The sequence below is a fragment of the Bacillus taeanensis genome (assembly GCF_003318295.1).
In the GTDB taxonomy this organism is placed as follows: Bacteria; Bacillota; Bacilli; order Bacillales; family UBA6769; genus Maribacillus; species Maribacillus taeanensis.
Genome location: NZ_QOCW01000003.1, coordinates 34,643 through 50,064, shown reverse-complemented (window position 1 = coordinate 50,064; position 15,422 = coordinate 34,643). Strand labels below are relative to the sequence as shown.

The window sequence follows — 15,422 nt, the reverse complement described above, 5'->3', positions numbered from 1 at the left end:
AAGGAGCAGGTTTATCATTATAAATTTCCCAACAGCTCTTTTACTGATTCAATCCCTATATCAATTAATAAGAATCGAGTCAATAATGATATTGGTATTCGCATATAAAACGGGTATACACTGTAATAAGAAAGCATATAAAATTTTTAAATGCGAATCCAAGGAGGATTTAATTACTGATGAGCCATATTGTGAGAGACTACAAAGTGGAGTTTCTACGTAACCATACAACAATTACCATTGATAAGATTATGAAGATGACGGATGTTGAAGTTGAGTATTATCATTGGTTATATGCAGAAGATGAAAACAGTGATAGTGATTATGTTCATGTTCATTAATAAAAAAGCAAGCGGCATGCTGAAGCCATGCCGCTTGCTTTTTTATTTGAAAGATTTGTTACCGAACATGATATTTATAATTAAATTGTTTCATGTTATGATTTATGTTACATTTTAACTACCGAACGTTAGGTAGTTTGTAAAAGGAGAGAAAACGTTGAGCAGTCAAGCAATTAAACGTGAAGCATTGTCCTTATTTGCTAAACACGGTTATGAAGGAACGTCTTTATCAGCGATTGCCGATGCAGTGGGTATAAAGAAAGCATCAATTTATTCTCATTTTGATGGGAAAGAAGCGCTATTCTTAGAAATATTTGAGGATATATTAACAGAGGAAATTACGAGCGGAAAAACATTAATGGCTAAAGTGTACGATCAAAGTCCGAAAGAACAGCTTTATGCTGTTTTTCAATATACGTATAGAGTGTATGAAGAAGAGCGCGAAAAATTTGCGTTTTGGAAGCGCGCAATGCTGTTTCCGCCTGAATTTTTAAGAGAACAGCTGCAAATTCAGTTCATTAATTATGAAAAGCAGTGGTCATTGTTATTAAGTCGAGCTTTTCAGCAGGCAATTCAGGAGAAGTTAATTAAAAAGAAAGATATTGATGAGCTGCTCGCCGTATTTTACTGTTTAATTGATGGGCTATTTATTGAACTTCATTATTACGGCAGAAAACGATATCGTGAACGAGCAGAATCGGTATGGAATACATTTTGGTCTGGCATTGAAAAGTAATAAAGGAGAGTAATCGATCATGGCCTGGGTTTATTTAGTTATTGCGGGGATTTTTGAAATCGTCTTTGCGGTAAGTCTTAAATATACAGAAGGATTTACAAAGGTTTTCCCTACTATTGCAGCAATTGGAGGCGGTGCAGTTAGCTTTTGGCTGTTATCTCTTTCATTAAAAACATTGCCTGTCGGTTCTGCATATGCGATTTGGACGGGGATTGGTGCGTTAGGAACAGTAGTTATCGGCATGCTGTTTCTAGGAGAATCGCGCGATTTATTAAAAATGATATTTTTGCTATGTCTCCTTGTTGGTATTGTTGGGCTTAAAGTTACTTCAAGTCACTAATAATATAATAGTAATGAACGTCTTCTTCATATAGGGAGGCGTTTTTTTTTATGATTTAATACTTTTGTAATGATTTCTTTAGAATCTTATAAGGTTTCTTTATTAAGGTTGATATAGAACTAGAAAAGGGGGACTTTATAATGGTAATAAAGAAGTTAATAATTACATTTGCTGTTCTTATCATATTTGTTATTGGTTGGTGGCTTGTTTCACCCCTTTTTATTGATAAGAAAGTAAATGAAGCATTACCTAGTTCATCAGAAGAAAGTGGAGAGAAAGAAATGTTAGGAGAAATGATGGAAGATGAAAGCACTGAAAGTAAAATGTCAGATGAAATGAATCAGGAGATGAACAAGCAGTTTACGGGCCAATTTGAAGATGCTGATCAAAAGCACAGTGTCTCTGGAAAAGTAATAACGGTGATGGATGGTGATGATATATATTTACGTTTTGAAGATTTTGAAGCAACAAATGGACCAGATCTGCATGTATTCCTTGCAAAGCCAGGGCAAAAAACGAGTGAAGGCATTCACCTGGGTGAGCTAAAAGGTAATATTGGCGATCAGAACTATATACTCCCAGTGAATGCTGATTTAATAGAATATAGTAAAGTCATCATTTGGTGCAAATCTTTTGACGTTGATTTTGGTTATGCCTTATTAGCAGTAAAGTAATATTCAGAAAAGTGCTCCTCTTGTAAAAAGCAAATTTAAATAAGGTATGATAACAGTAAAGACATACACAAGAAAGGAGTACTTTTTGTGAATTATACAATTTTAGTTGTCGATGATGAACGAAATATTACCGATGTTTCTAGTCGGTATTTAGAACGGGAAGGATATCAAGTATTAACAGCATCGAATGGTACTGACGCAATTGAAAAGTGGAAATCAGCAAAGCCAGATCTTATTGTCCTTGATTTAATGATGCCCAAAAAGGATGGATGGCAAGTATGTGAAGAAATTCGAAATGAAGATGATGTACCAATTATTATGTTAACAGCAAGAGGAGAAGAAATCGACCGACTGATGGGTTTAACACTAGGCGCAGATGATTATATAACAAAACCGTTTAGTCCAAGGGAATTAGTGCTCCGGGTAAAGGCGATTTTTCGGCGTATTCATATTGGGAGGGAGAAAGGAAACCTATCACAAACCGTGCTTACATTTAATGGTTTATCTATTGAGCCGGAACAGCGAATTGCAATCGTTAATGGAAAGCCAATTGAGTTAACTGTAAAAGAGTTTGATTTACTATGGCTGCTTGCAAGTCACCCAAAACAAGTATTTTCTAGAAATCAGCTGTTAATGAAGATCTGGGATATCGATTATGAAGGAGATACAACAACCGTTACCGTGCATATTCGTCGTCTAAGAGAAAAAATTGAACCAACACCATCAGAACCTACCTATATTAAAACAGTTTGGGGTATCGGCTATAAATTTGAAGGAAGCGATGTTAGATGAAACTTCGTACACAACTATTACTTGCAAATGCCCTTAGTATTGTAATTATTTTTGTCTTTTTAATCATTAGTTATATGCGAATGTTTCTTTCAAATGATGCAGTTATTGTACTATCATTCGTTACAATAGGTGCGGGGGTTGTTTCGTTCATAGCACACAGTTTTTTCATTCGTCCAATCGAAAAATCAGTTCAGTTCATTTCAAGCGAATCAAAAAAGGTTGCAAAAGGAAACTTTGACGGAAAAGTACCTTCTAGCGGTCCATTAGAGTTCCAACAGCTTGCCGAAAACTTTAATGAAATGAGCAAACAGTTAAATGATAGCTTCACAAAAATTAAAAAGTCTGAAGCATCCCGACGGGAGCTTATTGCAAATATTTCACATGACTTACGCACGCCACTTTCATCAATTCAATCATTTGTTGAAGCACTTCAGGATGATGTAATTCAAGACGAAGCATCATTTGAACGCTATTTAGCAACAATTCAGCTTGAAACGAAACAGCTTAGTGAACTTATTAACGATTTGTTTCAGCTTTCAGAGCTTGATGCAGGAAGTGAAACCTATCATCCGCACCCTTATCATGTAGACAGTTTAATCGTCGAAACGCTGCAAAACCTACTTTTACAGTTAGAAGAAAATAGAACGGAAGTAAACGTTGTGATTCCTGAAAAATTACCTGCTGCAGCGGTAATGCCGGAAAAAATAAAACGTGTACTAATTAATCTAATTCAAAATGCGGTTCGCTACTCACCAAGAGGGAGCGTCATTCAGTTAAAAGCAGATGAATCTTCAAGGGAATGGATTAAAATTTCTATCTCTGATCAAGGAGAAGGGATTTCAGAATCGGAATATAGCCAAATCTTTGACCGTTTTTATCGTGTTGAAAAATCGCGCAGCAAAGAAAAAGGTGGTTCGGGTCTCGGACTTGCGATTGCAAAATCAATTGTAGAGCTGCATGGTGGACAAATTGGTGTTCACAGCAGAGAAGGCGGTGGAAGTACATTTTGGTTTACGATTCCAACATGGAAAGCGAGGGAAGAGGATGTGGAACAAACTTAAAAAGCTGCATGTTTATAACGGTTGGCTGATCGCTTTTTTATTGATTACAGGTATTTTACTGTTTCTTCCCTCACTGAGAGGTCCCTTAGCTTCAATTCGTATCAGCTTAAAACAGTTTCATATTCTACTAGGATTTCTGTCTGCTGTTATTCTGTTATTGTATATGCCTTTTTTTCAAGAACATTGGAAACGACTGAAAAAGCAAAAGAGTAAGCGTATTAACTTAATAACGATGATTGCTTTTATTATTGTTTGGATAATAAGTGGAATTGTCTTAACATTTGAAAAGAGTGTGCCAGAGGATTTAGTACCATTTGCGCTGTTTGTTCATGATTTATTTACATGGATTGGATTACCTATTATTATTTACCATTCTATTACAAGGCTTCTGTGGGTACAAAAGCAGCGTCAGCCATTCGTTACAATTAGAAAGGGTAATGAGGCTGGTGATGGTGAGAGAAAACTACCGCTGTCAAGGCGGGGTTTTATCCAGTGGATTGTTGGAACAAGTCTTGTATTGATTATTGGACCATCGTTTTACAAATGGGTGAAGCAGCTTACAGATGATGGAGGGACTTCACTTCAAAAAGTTGTTGGGCGGTCAGACGGCAATAATATGAATCCAGAACCGACACCGCTTCAAGAGTCCAATCCACCTATTGGCGGAGGATATAAGGGGCAGTTTCGTGTTTATACAGTAACAGAAAAACCAATATTTACAGAAAAAACCTGGAACTTTACCGTCAGCGGGCTTGTTGATGAACCGTTAACTTTTACATGGAATGATTTCTTAAAGCTAAAACGAAAAGTACAGGTAAGTGACTTTCATTGCGTAACAGGTTGGTCGGTTTATAATGTGACTTATGAAGGAATTCCTCTGTCAACATTTTTAGCAATGGGAGGTGTAAAGGAGAGAGCTAAATATGTAAAACTTTACTCCGGTGATGGTGTTTATACTGACACGCTTTCACTTGATCAGGCAAAGATGGATGATGTGATGGTTGCAGTGCTCATGGATGGCAAGCTGATTCCTTCTGACTTCGGTGGGCCTGTTCGATTAATCGTGCCTAAAATGTATGCTTATAAGTCGGTAAAATGGCTTGTTGGCATTGAATTAATAGATTATCCACATCTCGGTTTTTGGGAAGTACGAGGTTATGATAATGATGCTTGGGTGCAGACATAAATAGATCAGCATTTTTAGGCTGTTGAAAAAATGATGCCAACAGCCTTTTTGTTAATATACTGCAATTAGATAAAGAATAACACTAAGATTTAACTAGAAGTGTTTAATTAATATCAAATAAGATCTATAATTATTAAGGTAACTTGTATCTAAAAAATCACTTTTCTTTTAGGTCAGGGTTATTTTGTAAAACATTTTCTTTTAGATTTTTTAGGTGGAAGATTGTCATTTCTTTCGCTTTTTGTACATCTTTATTTTTGATCGCTTCATAAATTAAGCGATGCTCTTCTAAAGATGCTTTATAACGATCTTGAGATACTAACGTTTTTCTGCGTACTTGACGAATCATATTTAAATTAGTTTCAAGCATAGAAACAAATACAAAATTTTGGGTGCACTCAGCAACCGCAATATGAAAGCTGCTGTCACCGTCAATTTTTTCATCAGGATTTTTTAGCTGTTCTTCCATTTTTAATAAAGCCTTTTCAATCTTTTGCACTTGCTCGGGTGTCCCACGTTCTGCAGCTAATTCTGCAATTCTCGGTTCTAATGTTTCTCTAGCTTCTAAGAAATAAACAACCGATGACTTTTCAATCATATCAACAGGATTAAAACGATATTCTACAGCCATATTTTGATCAACATGTTGAATAAACCTTCCGCCACCTGGTTTAGAAATGACAAGTCCTTCTGATTCTAGAACACGAAACGCTTCTCGAAGCGATGTTCGGCTGCACCCAAGCGATTCGGCAAGTTCGCGTTCTCCTGGTAAGCGATCCCCTGGTTTTAAACGACCTTCCTGAATTAACTTACGTATTTGTACAACAATTTTTTCATAAAGTCGCTCTGAACGAACACTTGAAAAAAAATTTTCCATATCTTTTCTCCTCTCTATTTATACACCCAATAATAATAGGGCTGCTGGTTAGTCCTTTTACTTCTTACTTAATATTATAGGGGGATTGTCCAGAAAAAAGCAAAGGGTCAATTTTAACAATAGTCCTTGAGAAGATCAATTATCAGATAAAATAAGGTATTGACGAATAATAAAGATGAGAATATAATTTAATTAATTGGGCTATCCAATATACCAATAGCCCAATAACTCAAAAAACTTATCAATTGATAGGTTAACATTTTTATTGAAAGATGGACAAAGGTTAGAGGAAACCTTAAAAAAATCTTATTAGGAAAGGAGTGTATAAATAACAATTATTGATAGTAGCTTATATTAACAATGTATTGTTCTGAAATGAAAGCGTTCTCTTGAAGGGGCAATAAATTAAGATGGAAATCAAGTATTGGAATAGTTGTTTTAACTATGAATGTTTAAATCATTTCATTTTTATAACGCTTTATTAGATCGATCTATTTAATGAATTAATCTATCGTAATTGTTAATAAAAGATTTTTTGTAAGCGTTACCTATTTTACAAATGATGAATGGTATTTCTTAAAAACGATTGTATACAAACTATTCATTAATTAGTAAGGTAATTTAATCGAATAATAGTTTACTTTCTAATTGATGTTTTATTAGTTAAATCATATGACAAGGGGTGCATCAAATGAAAAAATTGTTATGTTTGTTTTTATTAACAGGTCTTTTGCTTCTCGCTGCATGTGGGGAAGAAACGTCAAGTTCGACTGAGGAAGGTGCTGCAGAAACAAAGGTGATGAAACTGGCGGTTGCTACTTCAAAAGATCGTTCTCTGACACAGGGTTTATATAAATTTGAAGAAATCGTTGAAAAAGAAACAAACGGATCGATTGAGATTGAAGTGTATCCGGACGGACAGCTTGGCGGAGACCGCGTTGTGTTTGAAGGATTAAAAATCGGTTCCATTCAAGGCACGACGATGTCAACAGGTCCGGTTGCCTCATTTGCGAGCCGCTTCACTGTTTTTGATTTGCCCTATTTATTTAAAGACGAAGCCGCTGCTTATGAAGTGTTAGATGGGCCAATTGGGGAAGAGCTGCTGAATGACCTGCCAGAGCAAGGCGTTATCGGCTTAAATTATTGGGAAAACGGGTTTAGACAGCTGACGAATAATGTAAGAGAAGTCAAAACAGTAGATGATATTAAAGGATTAAAAATTAGAACATTAGAAAATGAACTTCATGTTGATATGTGGAAAGAGCTTGGAGCTAATCCAACGCCGATTCCATATCCAGAATTATTTACCGCATTAGAGCAGCGTATTGTAGACGGACAAGAAAACCCAGCTGGAAATATTACGACAGGGAATTTTTATGAAGTACAAAAATACTTAACGAAAACGAATCACATTTATAATGCGAGCGTATTTATGATCAGCGAAAAGTTTTGGAATAAACTTTCTGATGAAGAAAAAGAAATTGTAACGAAAGCGGCAGAAGAAGCGAGAGATTACCAGCGTGAATTAAATCAGCAGGAAAGTCAAGAAGCGTATGACTTCTTAGCGGCAGAAGGAATGGTTGTGACAGAATTAAGTGAGGAAGAGCAGCAGAAAATGTTTGAAACTGTACAACCGGTTTATGAGAAATATTCATCAGAAATTGGAGAAGAATTTGTAAATAAGCTGTTAGAAGCTGCTAAATAACTTACAAAAAACCTTAAGAGGAAACTTTCCTCTTAAGGTTTTTTAAACGACAAGTGCATGTACAGGTGATAAAATTAATATGTGCATAGTCGGTTAATTTATTTCCTTTCAAATTGACAATGTTTATCATTGCTACCTATAATATAGCTAACATTAGAGTAGGCATATTTTTAGTTTCAAAGAAAGTTTTGATAGCAACTCCTCTTACAAAAACGGCATTATAACACGAAAGTTGCAGCAAGTATGAGCAGTTTAGAAAGGTGAGTGCGCTTACTTAAAGGCTGCTTTATTGTATTAATAAATAATTAAAATAAATAAAATATGCTGTAAGCAGGTGATTTACATATGAAAGACAAAAAACGTTCTCGAGTTACTTTACAACAAGTAGCAGAGCATGCTGGAGTATCACGGGCGACAGCCTCTCTCATTGTAAGGGGCAGCTCCAAAATTTCTGAAAAAACGCGTAAAAAGGTTTTAGAATCTATGCGCGAATTAGGATATGTTTATGATCGTGTGGCCGCGAATTTAAGATCACAACGTTCATCAACTGTAGGGTTAATTATTACCGATATAGCCAACCCCTTTTTTTCTGAACTGTTAATCGGTGTTCATCAGGAGTTGGAAAAAGAAGGATATACAGTACTGTTGGGTACTACATTCGATTCCGATGCAAAGCAGGATCGTCTTCTTTCAACGATGCTTGAGCATAGAGTAGGGGGAGTTATTTTATGCCCTGTTTCGGACAGTTCAAAAGAAACAATTGATCGGATTAAGCAGTGGGATATTCCAATCATACATGCTGTTCGAGAGTTATCTGAAGTAAATTGTGATTATGTAGGAATTGACTATAAAATTGGGGCCCAGATGGCTGTAGGACATCTAATAAGAAAGGGACATCGAAGAATTGCCTTTCTCGGTGGATCTTCTGAGTCTTCAGCATGGCAGGAGCGAAAAAGAGGCTATTGTACGGCACTTAAACAAGCGGGCTTAGACATAGACGAATCTTTATTCATAGAAAATGCAGTTACTCGAGAAGGTGGAAAAGCATCATTACAGCAGGCTCTTCGTCATTCTAATCCGCCTACAGCAGCATTTTGCTTCAACGATCTTGTAGCGTTTGGGGTTATGCAGGGGATAAAGGATATGGGATTAACTCCCGGTAAAGATATGGCTGTTGTCGGATTTGATGATGTTCAGGAAGCTTCTATTTCAACGCCATCGCTTACTACTGTTTCCTCATTTGCACGGCTTATTGGTCAACATGCGGCTGACCTTTTGCATCAGCGGATTGTAAACATAAATCGGGAACGTCAGCGAATCATTCTGCAGCCTGAGCTTGTTGTGCGAGGTTCTTCATAAAATTTAAATTTAAAAGAATTGTAAAAGAAAAAGACAGCCTTTTCTTTCGAGAAGAAACTGTCTTTTTGTATATTCACAGCCTTTGCAGCTCTAAAAAACTAATATTCTCAAACAATAAATGTAAGAAAATAGGCAGTGAAAATACTTACCAATATATAAAAGATAGCGAATCCAATATTCCACTTCACCATTTTATAAGGATTAATTTTTAATTGATCCGCTAAAATAGATACAGATAAATTATAAGGACTGTACATTACTGTTGATAAGCTGCATGAAATTAATACAATTGTTAAAGAAAGAGAAGAAATCTCAGGTAAAATAGGATGCAATAATTCGATGAGAAGTGTTATGGAAACTAAAGGATGAAATCCTACAAGAGAAGTAAATAAAAAATATCCTCCAATCATTCCATAAAGTAATAATGTTTTTTCAGAGGCTAAACTAAAAGTGTTTTGCAAAAAGGAAAGATGCCCTGAAAAAGATAACATTTCGACAAATAATCCGGCGCTTAAAAACATAAAAAAGTAATTAGACAGCCCCTTTGTTCGTTCTTTCCAATGAGGAATGGTGAACGAAAAGTACCTTCTTAATTTACCAATAAATAGAGCCCAAGCAATCGAAATTGGCAGTAATAAAAGGACAACTGAAAAAAGAAATCCTTTATTAAGAGTGTGCTGAATAAAGGAAACGAGAATAATAAAAATCAACAGCATGATAAGCATTTCTCGTATTTTTTTATAAACATTTTTCAAAGAGATTTCTTCTTTCCTTTCGACTACTAAAGGAATATCAGTATGTTTGAAATAAGAAAGCATCCAGTCTGAAAGAATGATAATAAAGGCAATTGAAATCATGATCGGAAAAATTTGATAATAGTGACTTTTTGTAATATCCATTGAAATACTAACCATCACTTCCATAGGACTCCAAGTGAGACATAACGTATAAGCACGTAATAAATTTTGTGTATAGTATTTATCAGCAGTAGCTTTTGGCAGCTGCCGTAACGTTTTATTTAAGGAACTCGTTAATATTGGGATAGTCGCTATATTAAGAAACAGGGCAAGAAGGTGACAAACAAGGAAGCTTCGTCTATATAACTTACTTAAACGTGTGACTCCCTGCTGTAATAATAAACTTAAATTTGTATCATAACGTCCTATGCGAATGATAGAATTAATAAAAGGCAGAAATAAAAATAGTGATAAAACACCAAGCATTGATTCGAATTGTAATAAAAATGTGTACCAAGGTAGATCATTAAAAATAAATAAAAACGTTCCAATGATGAGAAAGCCGATACCAGATATTAAGTACAGTCCATTAGCGCGGAAAGCTGAAAGAATTAAGGTGCTTAAGGCGGTTATTCCCATACTAAAGGTCAAAATGGGAGTAGAGATAAACTGAGATATGATGTACAAAACAATAAGAATAGTATAAATATAAATGATCATATAGGAATGCAATCCTTTCTTTAAAAAAGTTAGAGGTATACCAACATGAAAGTCTCAACTCGTTATATAGCTATTTAAAATATAGATCGATCTAATTAAAATTATTATAAAAGCTAATTAGCATTCTGAAGTTCATCATTTAATCCGAAAAGTAGCTGTCCAAGATTTTTAAATGAATTTTAGCAGATTATTAACAGAAGTTCCACTATATTTACTTTATTGAAAATTAGGAAATTATTTTTATGAATACTATTGCAAGTGTGCAAAATTTATTGTAAGATTATGATAACGTTTACAAAAGTTAAGGATTTTATGTTTTGTTAGATCGATCTAATGAATTTTAGCAAATTATAAATCATTGAGAATTCACATCCATTATATTCAGTTATATTATTTCCAGATTAAATTGTTAGCTAAAAATTATATCTTTAAGTTAGATCGATCTAACTGAAAATTTACGTTTTTCAGCTTGGCCTTTAGGTTCAAAGATTACTTTGAGAATTGTTCATAGCAGGAATTAACCAAGTAGTTTATCACTCCTTATTTCCTATGTAAATTTTAAAAAGCAGGTGATCAAAATGACAAAAGTAGCTGTAAAAAAAGCTCAGCCTTATATTAATGGAGAATGGATTACTTCAAATCGTGATACGGCACCTATTAAAAGTCCATATTCAGGAGAAATCATTGGTGAACAAGTAATTGTAACGGCAGAAGATGTTGAAAAAGCTTTAGCGTCAGCATTTGCAGCTAAAAAAGAGATTGCTAGAATTCCTTCTTACGAGCGTGCAAAAATTTTAAAAAGAGCTGCTTTGCTGTTGGAACAAGAGAAAGAGCGCTTTGCAAAACTAATTTCACTTGAGTTAGGAAAACCGTTAAAAAATACGCGTGATGAAGTGTCGCGTTCGATTGAAACGCTCGAACAATCAGGCGAGGAAGCAAAAAGACTTATTGGAGAAACGATCCCAGGTGATGCATCTGAAAGAGGCACAAAAGCGATTGCTTCTACGTTCCGCGTTCCGGTTGGTGTGGTCGCAGCAATTACGCCATTTAATGCACCGCTGAACCTTGTTTGTCATAAGGTAGGTCCAGCCTTTGCGGCAGGAAACAGCGTTATTTTAAAGCCAGCCCCTCAAACAACTTTAATTGCAACTGAATTCTTAAAGCTCATGTTAGAAGCAGGTCTTCCGGACAATGCGATTAACATGGTGCTTGGCGGTGTAGAGGTTGGTCAGCAAATCGTCAAAGATGATCGCGTCAATGTCATTTCCTTTACTGGAGGAACAGTTGCCAGTCGAAATATTTGCGAATTAGCGGGTATGAAAAAGGTGCTTCTTGAACTGGGCGGAAATGCAGCAACAGTTGTTCATGAAGATGCCGATCTAAACCGTGCGGCAGTGCTTTGTGCAAAAACAGGCTTCAGTAACTCCGGACAAAGCTGTATTTCTGTGCAGCGGATTTACGTGCATCAATCGATTGTTCCTCAGTTTACGGAACTTTTAAAAGCAGAAGTTTCTAAACTAAAAATTGGGGATCCTTTATTACCAGATACAGATGTTGGCTGCTTAGTCGATGAAAATGCAGCAAATAGAATTATGACATGGATTCATGAATCAGTAAACATGGGCGCAGAGTTAGTATACGGCGGAAAGCAAAATGGTGCGACAATTACACCGACAGTTCTTTTAAATCCGTCTAAAACGAGCAAAGTTGTTTGCCAAGAAGTATTTGGTCCGATCGTCAGCATTATTCCTTATGAAACGATTGAAGAGGCGATTGAAGAAACGAATAACTCTGATTTTGGTCTGCAGGCAGGAATTTTCACAAATAAAATGGATGTGGCTTATCAATTTGCACATGCCCTTGAAGCTGGGGGAGTTGTTATTAATGGAACCTCAAACTTCCGTCTTGATCATTGGCCTTACGGCGGTGTGAAGAATAGCGGCATTGGTCGTGAAGGCCCTCGCTATGCAATTGAAGATATGACAGAAACAAAAATGATTGTCCTGCAGCTTCCTGTTAACGAGTAAATAAAACTTAAATTAGCCACTTCATGATAGGTAAGAAATAAAGAAGTAGGTGAACAAACTGGTGGTGAAGAAAATGTTGGGATTGTATTTGAAAAATCCAGGTGAGATTGAGCTAAAAGAATTTTCATCTTCTTCTCTTAAAGAAGATGAAGTGAAAGTAAAATTAATTTACGGCGGCATTTGTGGATCGGATATTGGAGTGTATAAAGGGAAAATTGGTCATGCTGCTTATCCGATTCGGCCGGGTCACGAATTATTGGGAACAATTATTGAGGCCGGGAAAGAGTCAGTTCATCAGATTGGCACAAAGGTTGTCATTCAGCCGAATTCCTTTTGCGGTGAATGTGATTTGTGTGTAGAAGGGAAGACCAATATTTGTCGTCATAAGCAGTCGTTAGGTGTCAATACAGATGGTGGATTTTCTCAAGAATTTGTGATCTCCTCAAAGTATGTGCTGCCGATTCCGAGGGAAATGGCAGATGAACGGGCAGTCCTGATTGAACCGCTGGCGGTCATTGTCCATGCGTTTAAAAAAGCAGCCATTACAAAGGGGACATCGGTTGCCGTTGTTGGCTGCGGCACAGAAGGGATGCTTGCGATTGCCCTTGCGCATTATTTAGGCGCTGAGATTACTGCGATTGATATTAATGAAAAGAAGCTGGAGAAAGCACAACGTTCTTGGGGCATTACACCCGCCCGCCCTCAAGATATTAAGGATGAAACGTTTGATGTTGTCATTGAAGCAGCGGGAGTAAAGTCTTCCGTGGAACAGGCGGTAGACATTACCCGTCCCGGCGGCTCGGTCGTCTTAGTCGGCCTTACTCCAGAAGCGAATCTTCCTGTTGTAAAAATTGTTCGAAATGAGCTCACGCTGTACGGCAGTATTATTTATCATTTTCCAGACGATTTCCTACAAACGCTTCATTACTTAAAACAGGATGGTTTTAAGGTGGAACCGATTATTTCGGATATTATTCCGTATCAAGAATATAAACGCGCCTATGAAGCGGCTGTGTCCGGAGAATACGGCAAAATTATTTTAGATTTTAAGGAGGAATCCCATTCATGAACGATCTTATTTCCCATCAACTTGTGAAGTATCTTGAAAACCGCGGTGTGGAACATATTTTTGGGCTTTGCGGTCATACAAATATTGCAGTTCTAACAGCGTTAGAATGCAGTTCAATTAAATTTGTGAATGTAAGGCATGAACAAATTTCCGCTCATATGGCGGATGGTTATGCCCGCGCGAAAAAAGAAACGTCTGTGTTATTAAGCCACTTAGGTCCAGGGTTAACGAATGCGGCGACAGGGGTTGCCAATGCCGCCCTCGATTCAATTCCGATGGTGGTCATCGCTGGGGATGTTCCAAGTCATTACTACGGCAAGCACCCACACCAAGAAGTGAATCTTCATGCCGATGCGTCACAGTATGAAATTTACCGCCCGTTTGTCAAGCGTGCGTGGCGCGTGGAACGTCCAGATTTATTCCCAGAAATTATTGAAAAGGCATTCCAGTTAGCTGAAAGCGGCAACCCGGGACCTGTTTTAGTATCGGTGCCGATGGACATTTTCTCAAAAGAAGTCGATGTCTCCGTATTTGAGCGCTTGAAGCATCATACAAAATCGCTTCAAAAGCCATCAATTGATGATGAGACAGCGCGACACATCATTCAAACGTTACTCGATGCAAAAAATCCGCTTTTCTATGTTGGCGGCGGAATTATGTTAGCCGATGCGGCGGAAGAGTTGAGAGCGCTTGTCGATCATTTGGAAATTCCGGTTGCTCATTCGTTAATGGGGAAAGGCGCCGTATCCGATGATCACCCACTAACGCTCGGCATGACCGGATTTTGGGGGACAAAGTTCATTAACGATCAATGTAAAGAAGCTGACTATATTTTCGCGTTAGGGACTCGTTTTGCAGAAGCGGATTCAAGTTCGTGGGAATCGGAGTATACGTTTAACTTCCCGCCAACGAAATTAATCCAAATTGACATTGATCCAAGTGAAATCGGCCGCAACTACCCGGTAGAAATCGGCGCGGTTGCGGATTTAAAACAGGCGCTTACCGTATTAAACCGCGTTGCGAAAGAGATGGTACCAAACGGCTTGAAAAATGAAGCATTAAAGCAGGAAATTGTCCGGTATCGTCAAGAGTTTAAACAAAGCAATCAGCAGTATATCCAAGATAACTGTTACCCAATGCAGCCGCAGCGCATTTTAGAAGAAGTGCGTGAGGTGCTGCCAAGAGATGCGTACATTACAACCGATGTGGGTTGGAATAAAAACGGTGTCGGTCAGCAGTTCCCGATTTATGAAGCGGGTACGATTTTAACACCAGGCGGCTACGCAACAATGGGCTTTGGAGCGCCGGCGGCACTAGGCGTAAAAATTGCGCAGCCGGATCGTGTTGTTGTGTCTTTAGTAGGTGACGGCGGCTTTGGTCAAAACCCGGCCCTGCTTGCGACAGCAGCCGAGGAAAATATCCCAGTCGTGTGGGTGGTCATGAATAACTATGCGTTCGGTACGATTGCCGGTTTGCAGAAAGCCCATTACGGCACAACGCTTGGGACGGTGTTTCAGCGAAATGGAGAAGCGTATTCACCGGACTTCGCAAGCGTCGCGAAAGCATATGGAGTCGAAGGCATTAAAATTGAAGCGGCGGAAGAATTTAAACCAGCTCTCGAAAAAGCCATTGCGTCCAACAAGCCGTTTGTCATTGATGTGGCGATGTTAAACAACCCGGTTCCAACGGCAGGACATTGGAACATCATGGACATTTATTCACCTGATAAGAAAGTTCATCACGTCTCTCTGTAGTTTATAAAATTTGATTCCATTTAAAGCTTTGGGAGGGATAAATG

Annotated in this window: 14 protein-coding genes; 12 read left to right on the top strand and 2 right to left on the bottom strand. The window is 37.5% G+C overall.

What is annotated here, in order from left to right; genetic code table 11:
- The first annotated feature begins 179 nt into the window (after positions 1–179).
- The 7 genes from DS031_RS23495 (at position 180) to DS031_RS04235 (ending at position 5,130) form a co-directional block, all read left to right on the top strand.
- A complete protein-coding gene (locus tag DS031_RS23495; RefSeq protein ID WP_181833009.1) occupies positions 180–341 on the top strand; it encodes a hypothetical protein in 162 nt (53 codons plus the stop codon).
- Between the two features lie 157 nt (positions 342–498).
- A complete protein-coding gene (locus DS031_RS04260; protein WP_113804696.1) occupies positions 499–1,077 on the top strand; it encodes a TetR/AcrR family transcriptional regulator in 579 nt (192 codons plus the stop codon).
- Between the two features lie 19 nt (positions 1,078–1,096).
- Positions 1,097–1,417: a DMT family transporter gene (locus DS031_RS04255; protein WP_113804695.1), complete on the top strand. Its 321-nt coding sequence runs from the start codon at positions 1,097–1,099 to the stop codon at positions 1,415–1,417.
- A 140-nt stretch (positions 1,418–1,557) separates the two neighbouring features.
- Positions 1,558–2,091 carry a DM13 domain-containing protein gene (locus DS031_RS04250; RefSeq protein ID WP_113804694.1) on the top strand — a complete coding sequence of 178 codons (534 nt, stop codon included), beginning with the start codon at positions 1,558–1,560 and terminating at the stop codon, positions 2,089–2,091.
- An 87-nt stretch (positions 2,092–2,178) separates the two neighbouring features.
- Positions 2,179–2,883 carry a response regulator transcription factor gene (locus DS031_RS04245; RefSeq protein ID WP_113804693.1) on the top strand — a complete coding sequence of 235 codons (705 nt, stop codon included), beginning with the start codon at positions 2,179–2,181 and terminating at the stop codon, positions 2,881–2,883.
- Entirely contained in the window at positions 2,880–3,944 is a 1,065-nt protein-coding gene (locus DS031_RS04240; RefSeq protein ID WP_113804692.1) for a HAMP domain-containing sensor histidine kinase, read from the top strand. The genes DS031_RS04245 and DS031_RS04240 overlap by 4 nt, the downstream gene beginning before the upstream one ends.
- Positions 3,928–5,130: a molybdopterin-dependent oxidoreductase gene (locus DS031_RS04235; RefSeq protein ID WP_113804691.1), complete on the top strand. Its 1,203-nt coding sequence runs from the start codon at positions 3,928–3,930 to the stop codon at positions 5,128–5,130. The genes DS031_RS04240 and DS031_RS04235 overlap by 17 nt, the downstream gene beginning before the upstream one ends.
- A gap of 157 nt (positions 5,131–5,287) precedes the next feature.
- Here the strand turns inward: DS031_RS04235 and DS031_RS04230 are convergent, their stop codons facing one another.
- On the bottom strand, positions 5,288–6,007 hold the full coding sequence (locus tag DS031_RS04230) for a FadR/GntR family transcriptional regulator (RefSeq protein ID WP_113804690.1): 720 nt from the start codon (positions 6,005–6,007) through the stop codon (positions 5,288–5,290).
- Between the two features lie 691 nt (positions 6,008–6,698).
- Here DS031_RS04230 and DS031_RS04225 point away from each other — a divergent pair.
- Together DS031_RS04225 and DS031_RS04220 are read left to right on the top strand one after the other, a co-directional pair.
- A complete protein-coding gene (locus tag DS031_RS04225; RefSeq protein WP_113804689.1) occupies positions 6,699–7,712 on the top strand; it encodes a TRAP transporter substrate-binding protein in 1,014 nt (337 codons plus the stop codon).
- Positions 7,713–8,057: 345 nt separating this feature from the next.
- Entirely contained in the window at positions 8,058–9,071 is a 1,014-nt protein-coding gene (locus DS031_RS04220) for a LacI family DNA-binding transcriptional regulator (protein ID WP_113804688.1), read from the top strand.
- Positions 9,072–9,178: 107 nt separating this feature from the next.
- On the opposite strand, the gene DS031_RS04215 is transcribed toward DS031_RS04220, so the two are convergent.
- Positions 9,179–10,528: a hypothetical protein gene (locus DS031_RS04215; protein ID WP_113804687.1), complete on the bottom strand. Its 1,350-nt coding sequence runs from the start codon at positions 10,526–10,528 to the stop codon at positions 9,179–9,181.
- Positions 10,529–11,106: 578 nt separating this feature from the next.
- On the opposite strand from DS031_RS04215, the gene DS031_RS04210 reads away from it, so the two are divergent.
- The 3 genes from DS031_RS04210 (at position 11,107) to DS031_RS04200 (ending at position 15,378) form a co-directional block, all read left to right on the top strand.
- Positions 11,107–12,555, top strand: coding sequence for an aldehyde dehydrogenase family protein (locus tag DS031_RS04210; RefSeq protein ID WP_113804686.1), 1,449 nt, complete (start codon positions 11,107–11,109; stop codon positions 12,553–12,555).
- Between the two features lie 73 nt (positions 12,556–12,628).
- The gene (locus tag DS031_RS04205; protein WP_113804846.1) at positions 12,629–13,624 is read left to right on the top strand and encodes a zinc-dependent alcohol dehydrogenase; all 996 of its coding nucleotides are present in this window, start codon (positions 12,629–12,631) and stop codon (positions 13,622–13,624) included.
- Entirely contained in the window at positions 13,621–15,378 is a 1,758-nt protein-coding gene (locus tag DS031_RS04200) for a thiamine pyrophosphate-binding protein (RefSeq protein ID WP_113804685.1), read from the top strand. Before DS031_RS04205 ends, DS031_RS04200 begins: the two co-directional genes overlap by 4 nt.
- Positions 15,379–15,422 lie beyond the last annotated feature (44 nt).

What these genes read in the sequence shown, in the direction of transcription:
- DS031_RS04230 (WP_113804690.1), bottom strand. Translation starts at nt 6,007, where the DNA reads ATGGAAAATTTTTTTTCAAGTGTTCGTTCAGAGCGACTTTATGAAAAA.
- DS031_RS04225 (WP_113804689.1), top strand. Translation starts at nt 6,699, where the DNA reads ATGAAAAAATTGTTATGTTTGTTTTTATTAACAGGTCTTTTGCTTCTC.
- DS031_RS04235 (WP_113804691.1), top strand. Translation starts at nt 3,928, where the DNA reads ATGTGGAACAAACTTAAAAAGCTGCATGTTTATAACGGTTGGCTGATC.
- DS031_RS04210 (WP_113804686.1), top strand. Translation starts at nt 11,107, where the DNA reads ATGACAAAAGTAGCTGTAAAAAAAGCTCAGCCTTATATTAATGGAGAA.
- DS031_RS04205 (WP_113804846.1), top strand. Translation starts at nt 12,629, where the DNA reads ATGTTGGGATTGTATTTGAAAAATCCAGGTGAGATTGAGCTAAAAGAA.
- DS031_RS04255 (WP_113804695.1), top strand. Translation starts at nt 1,097, where the DNA reads ATGGCCTGGGTTTATTTAGTTATTGCGGGGATTTTTGAAATCGTCTTT.
- DS031_RS04220 (WP_113804688.1), top strand. Translation starts at nt 8,058, where the DNA reads ATGAAAGACAAAAAACGTTCTCGAGTTACTTTACAACAAGTAGCAGAG.
- DS031_RS04250 (WP_113804694.1), top strand. Translation starts at nt 1,558, where the DNA reads ATGGTAATAAAGAAGTTAATAATTACATTTGCTGTTCTTATCATATTT.
- DS031_RS23495 (WP_181833009.1), top strand. Translation starts at nt 180, where the DNA reads ATGAGCCATATTGTGAGAGACTACAAAGTGGAGTTTCTACGTAACCAT.
- DS031_RS04215 (WP_113804687.1), bottom strand. Translation starts at nt 10,528, where the DNA reads ATGATCATTTATATTTATACTATTCTTATTGTTTTGTACATCATATCT.
- DS031_RS04200 (WP_113804685.1), top strand. Translation starts at nt 13,621, where the DNA reads ATGAACGATCTTATTTCCCATCAACTTGTGAAGTATCTTGAAAACCGC.
- DS031_RS04240 (WP_113804692.1), top strand. Translation starts at nt 2,880, where the DNA reads ATGAAACTTCGTACACAACTATTACTTGCAAATGCCCTTAGTATTGTA.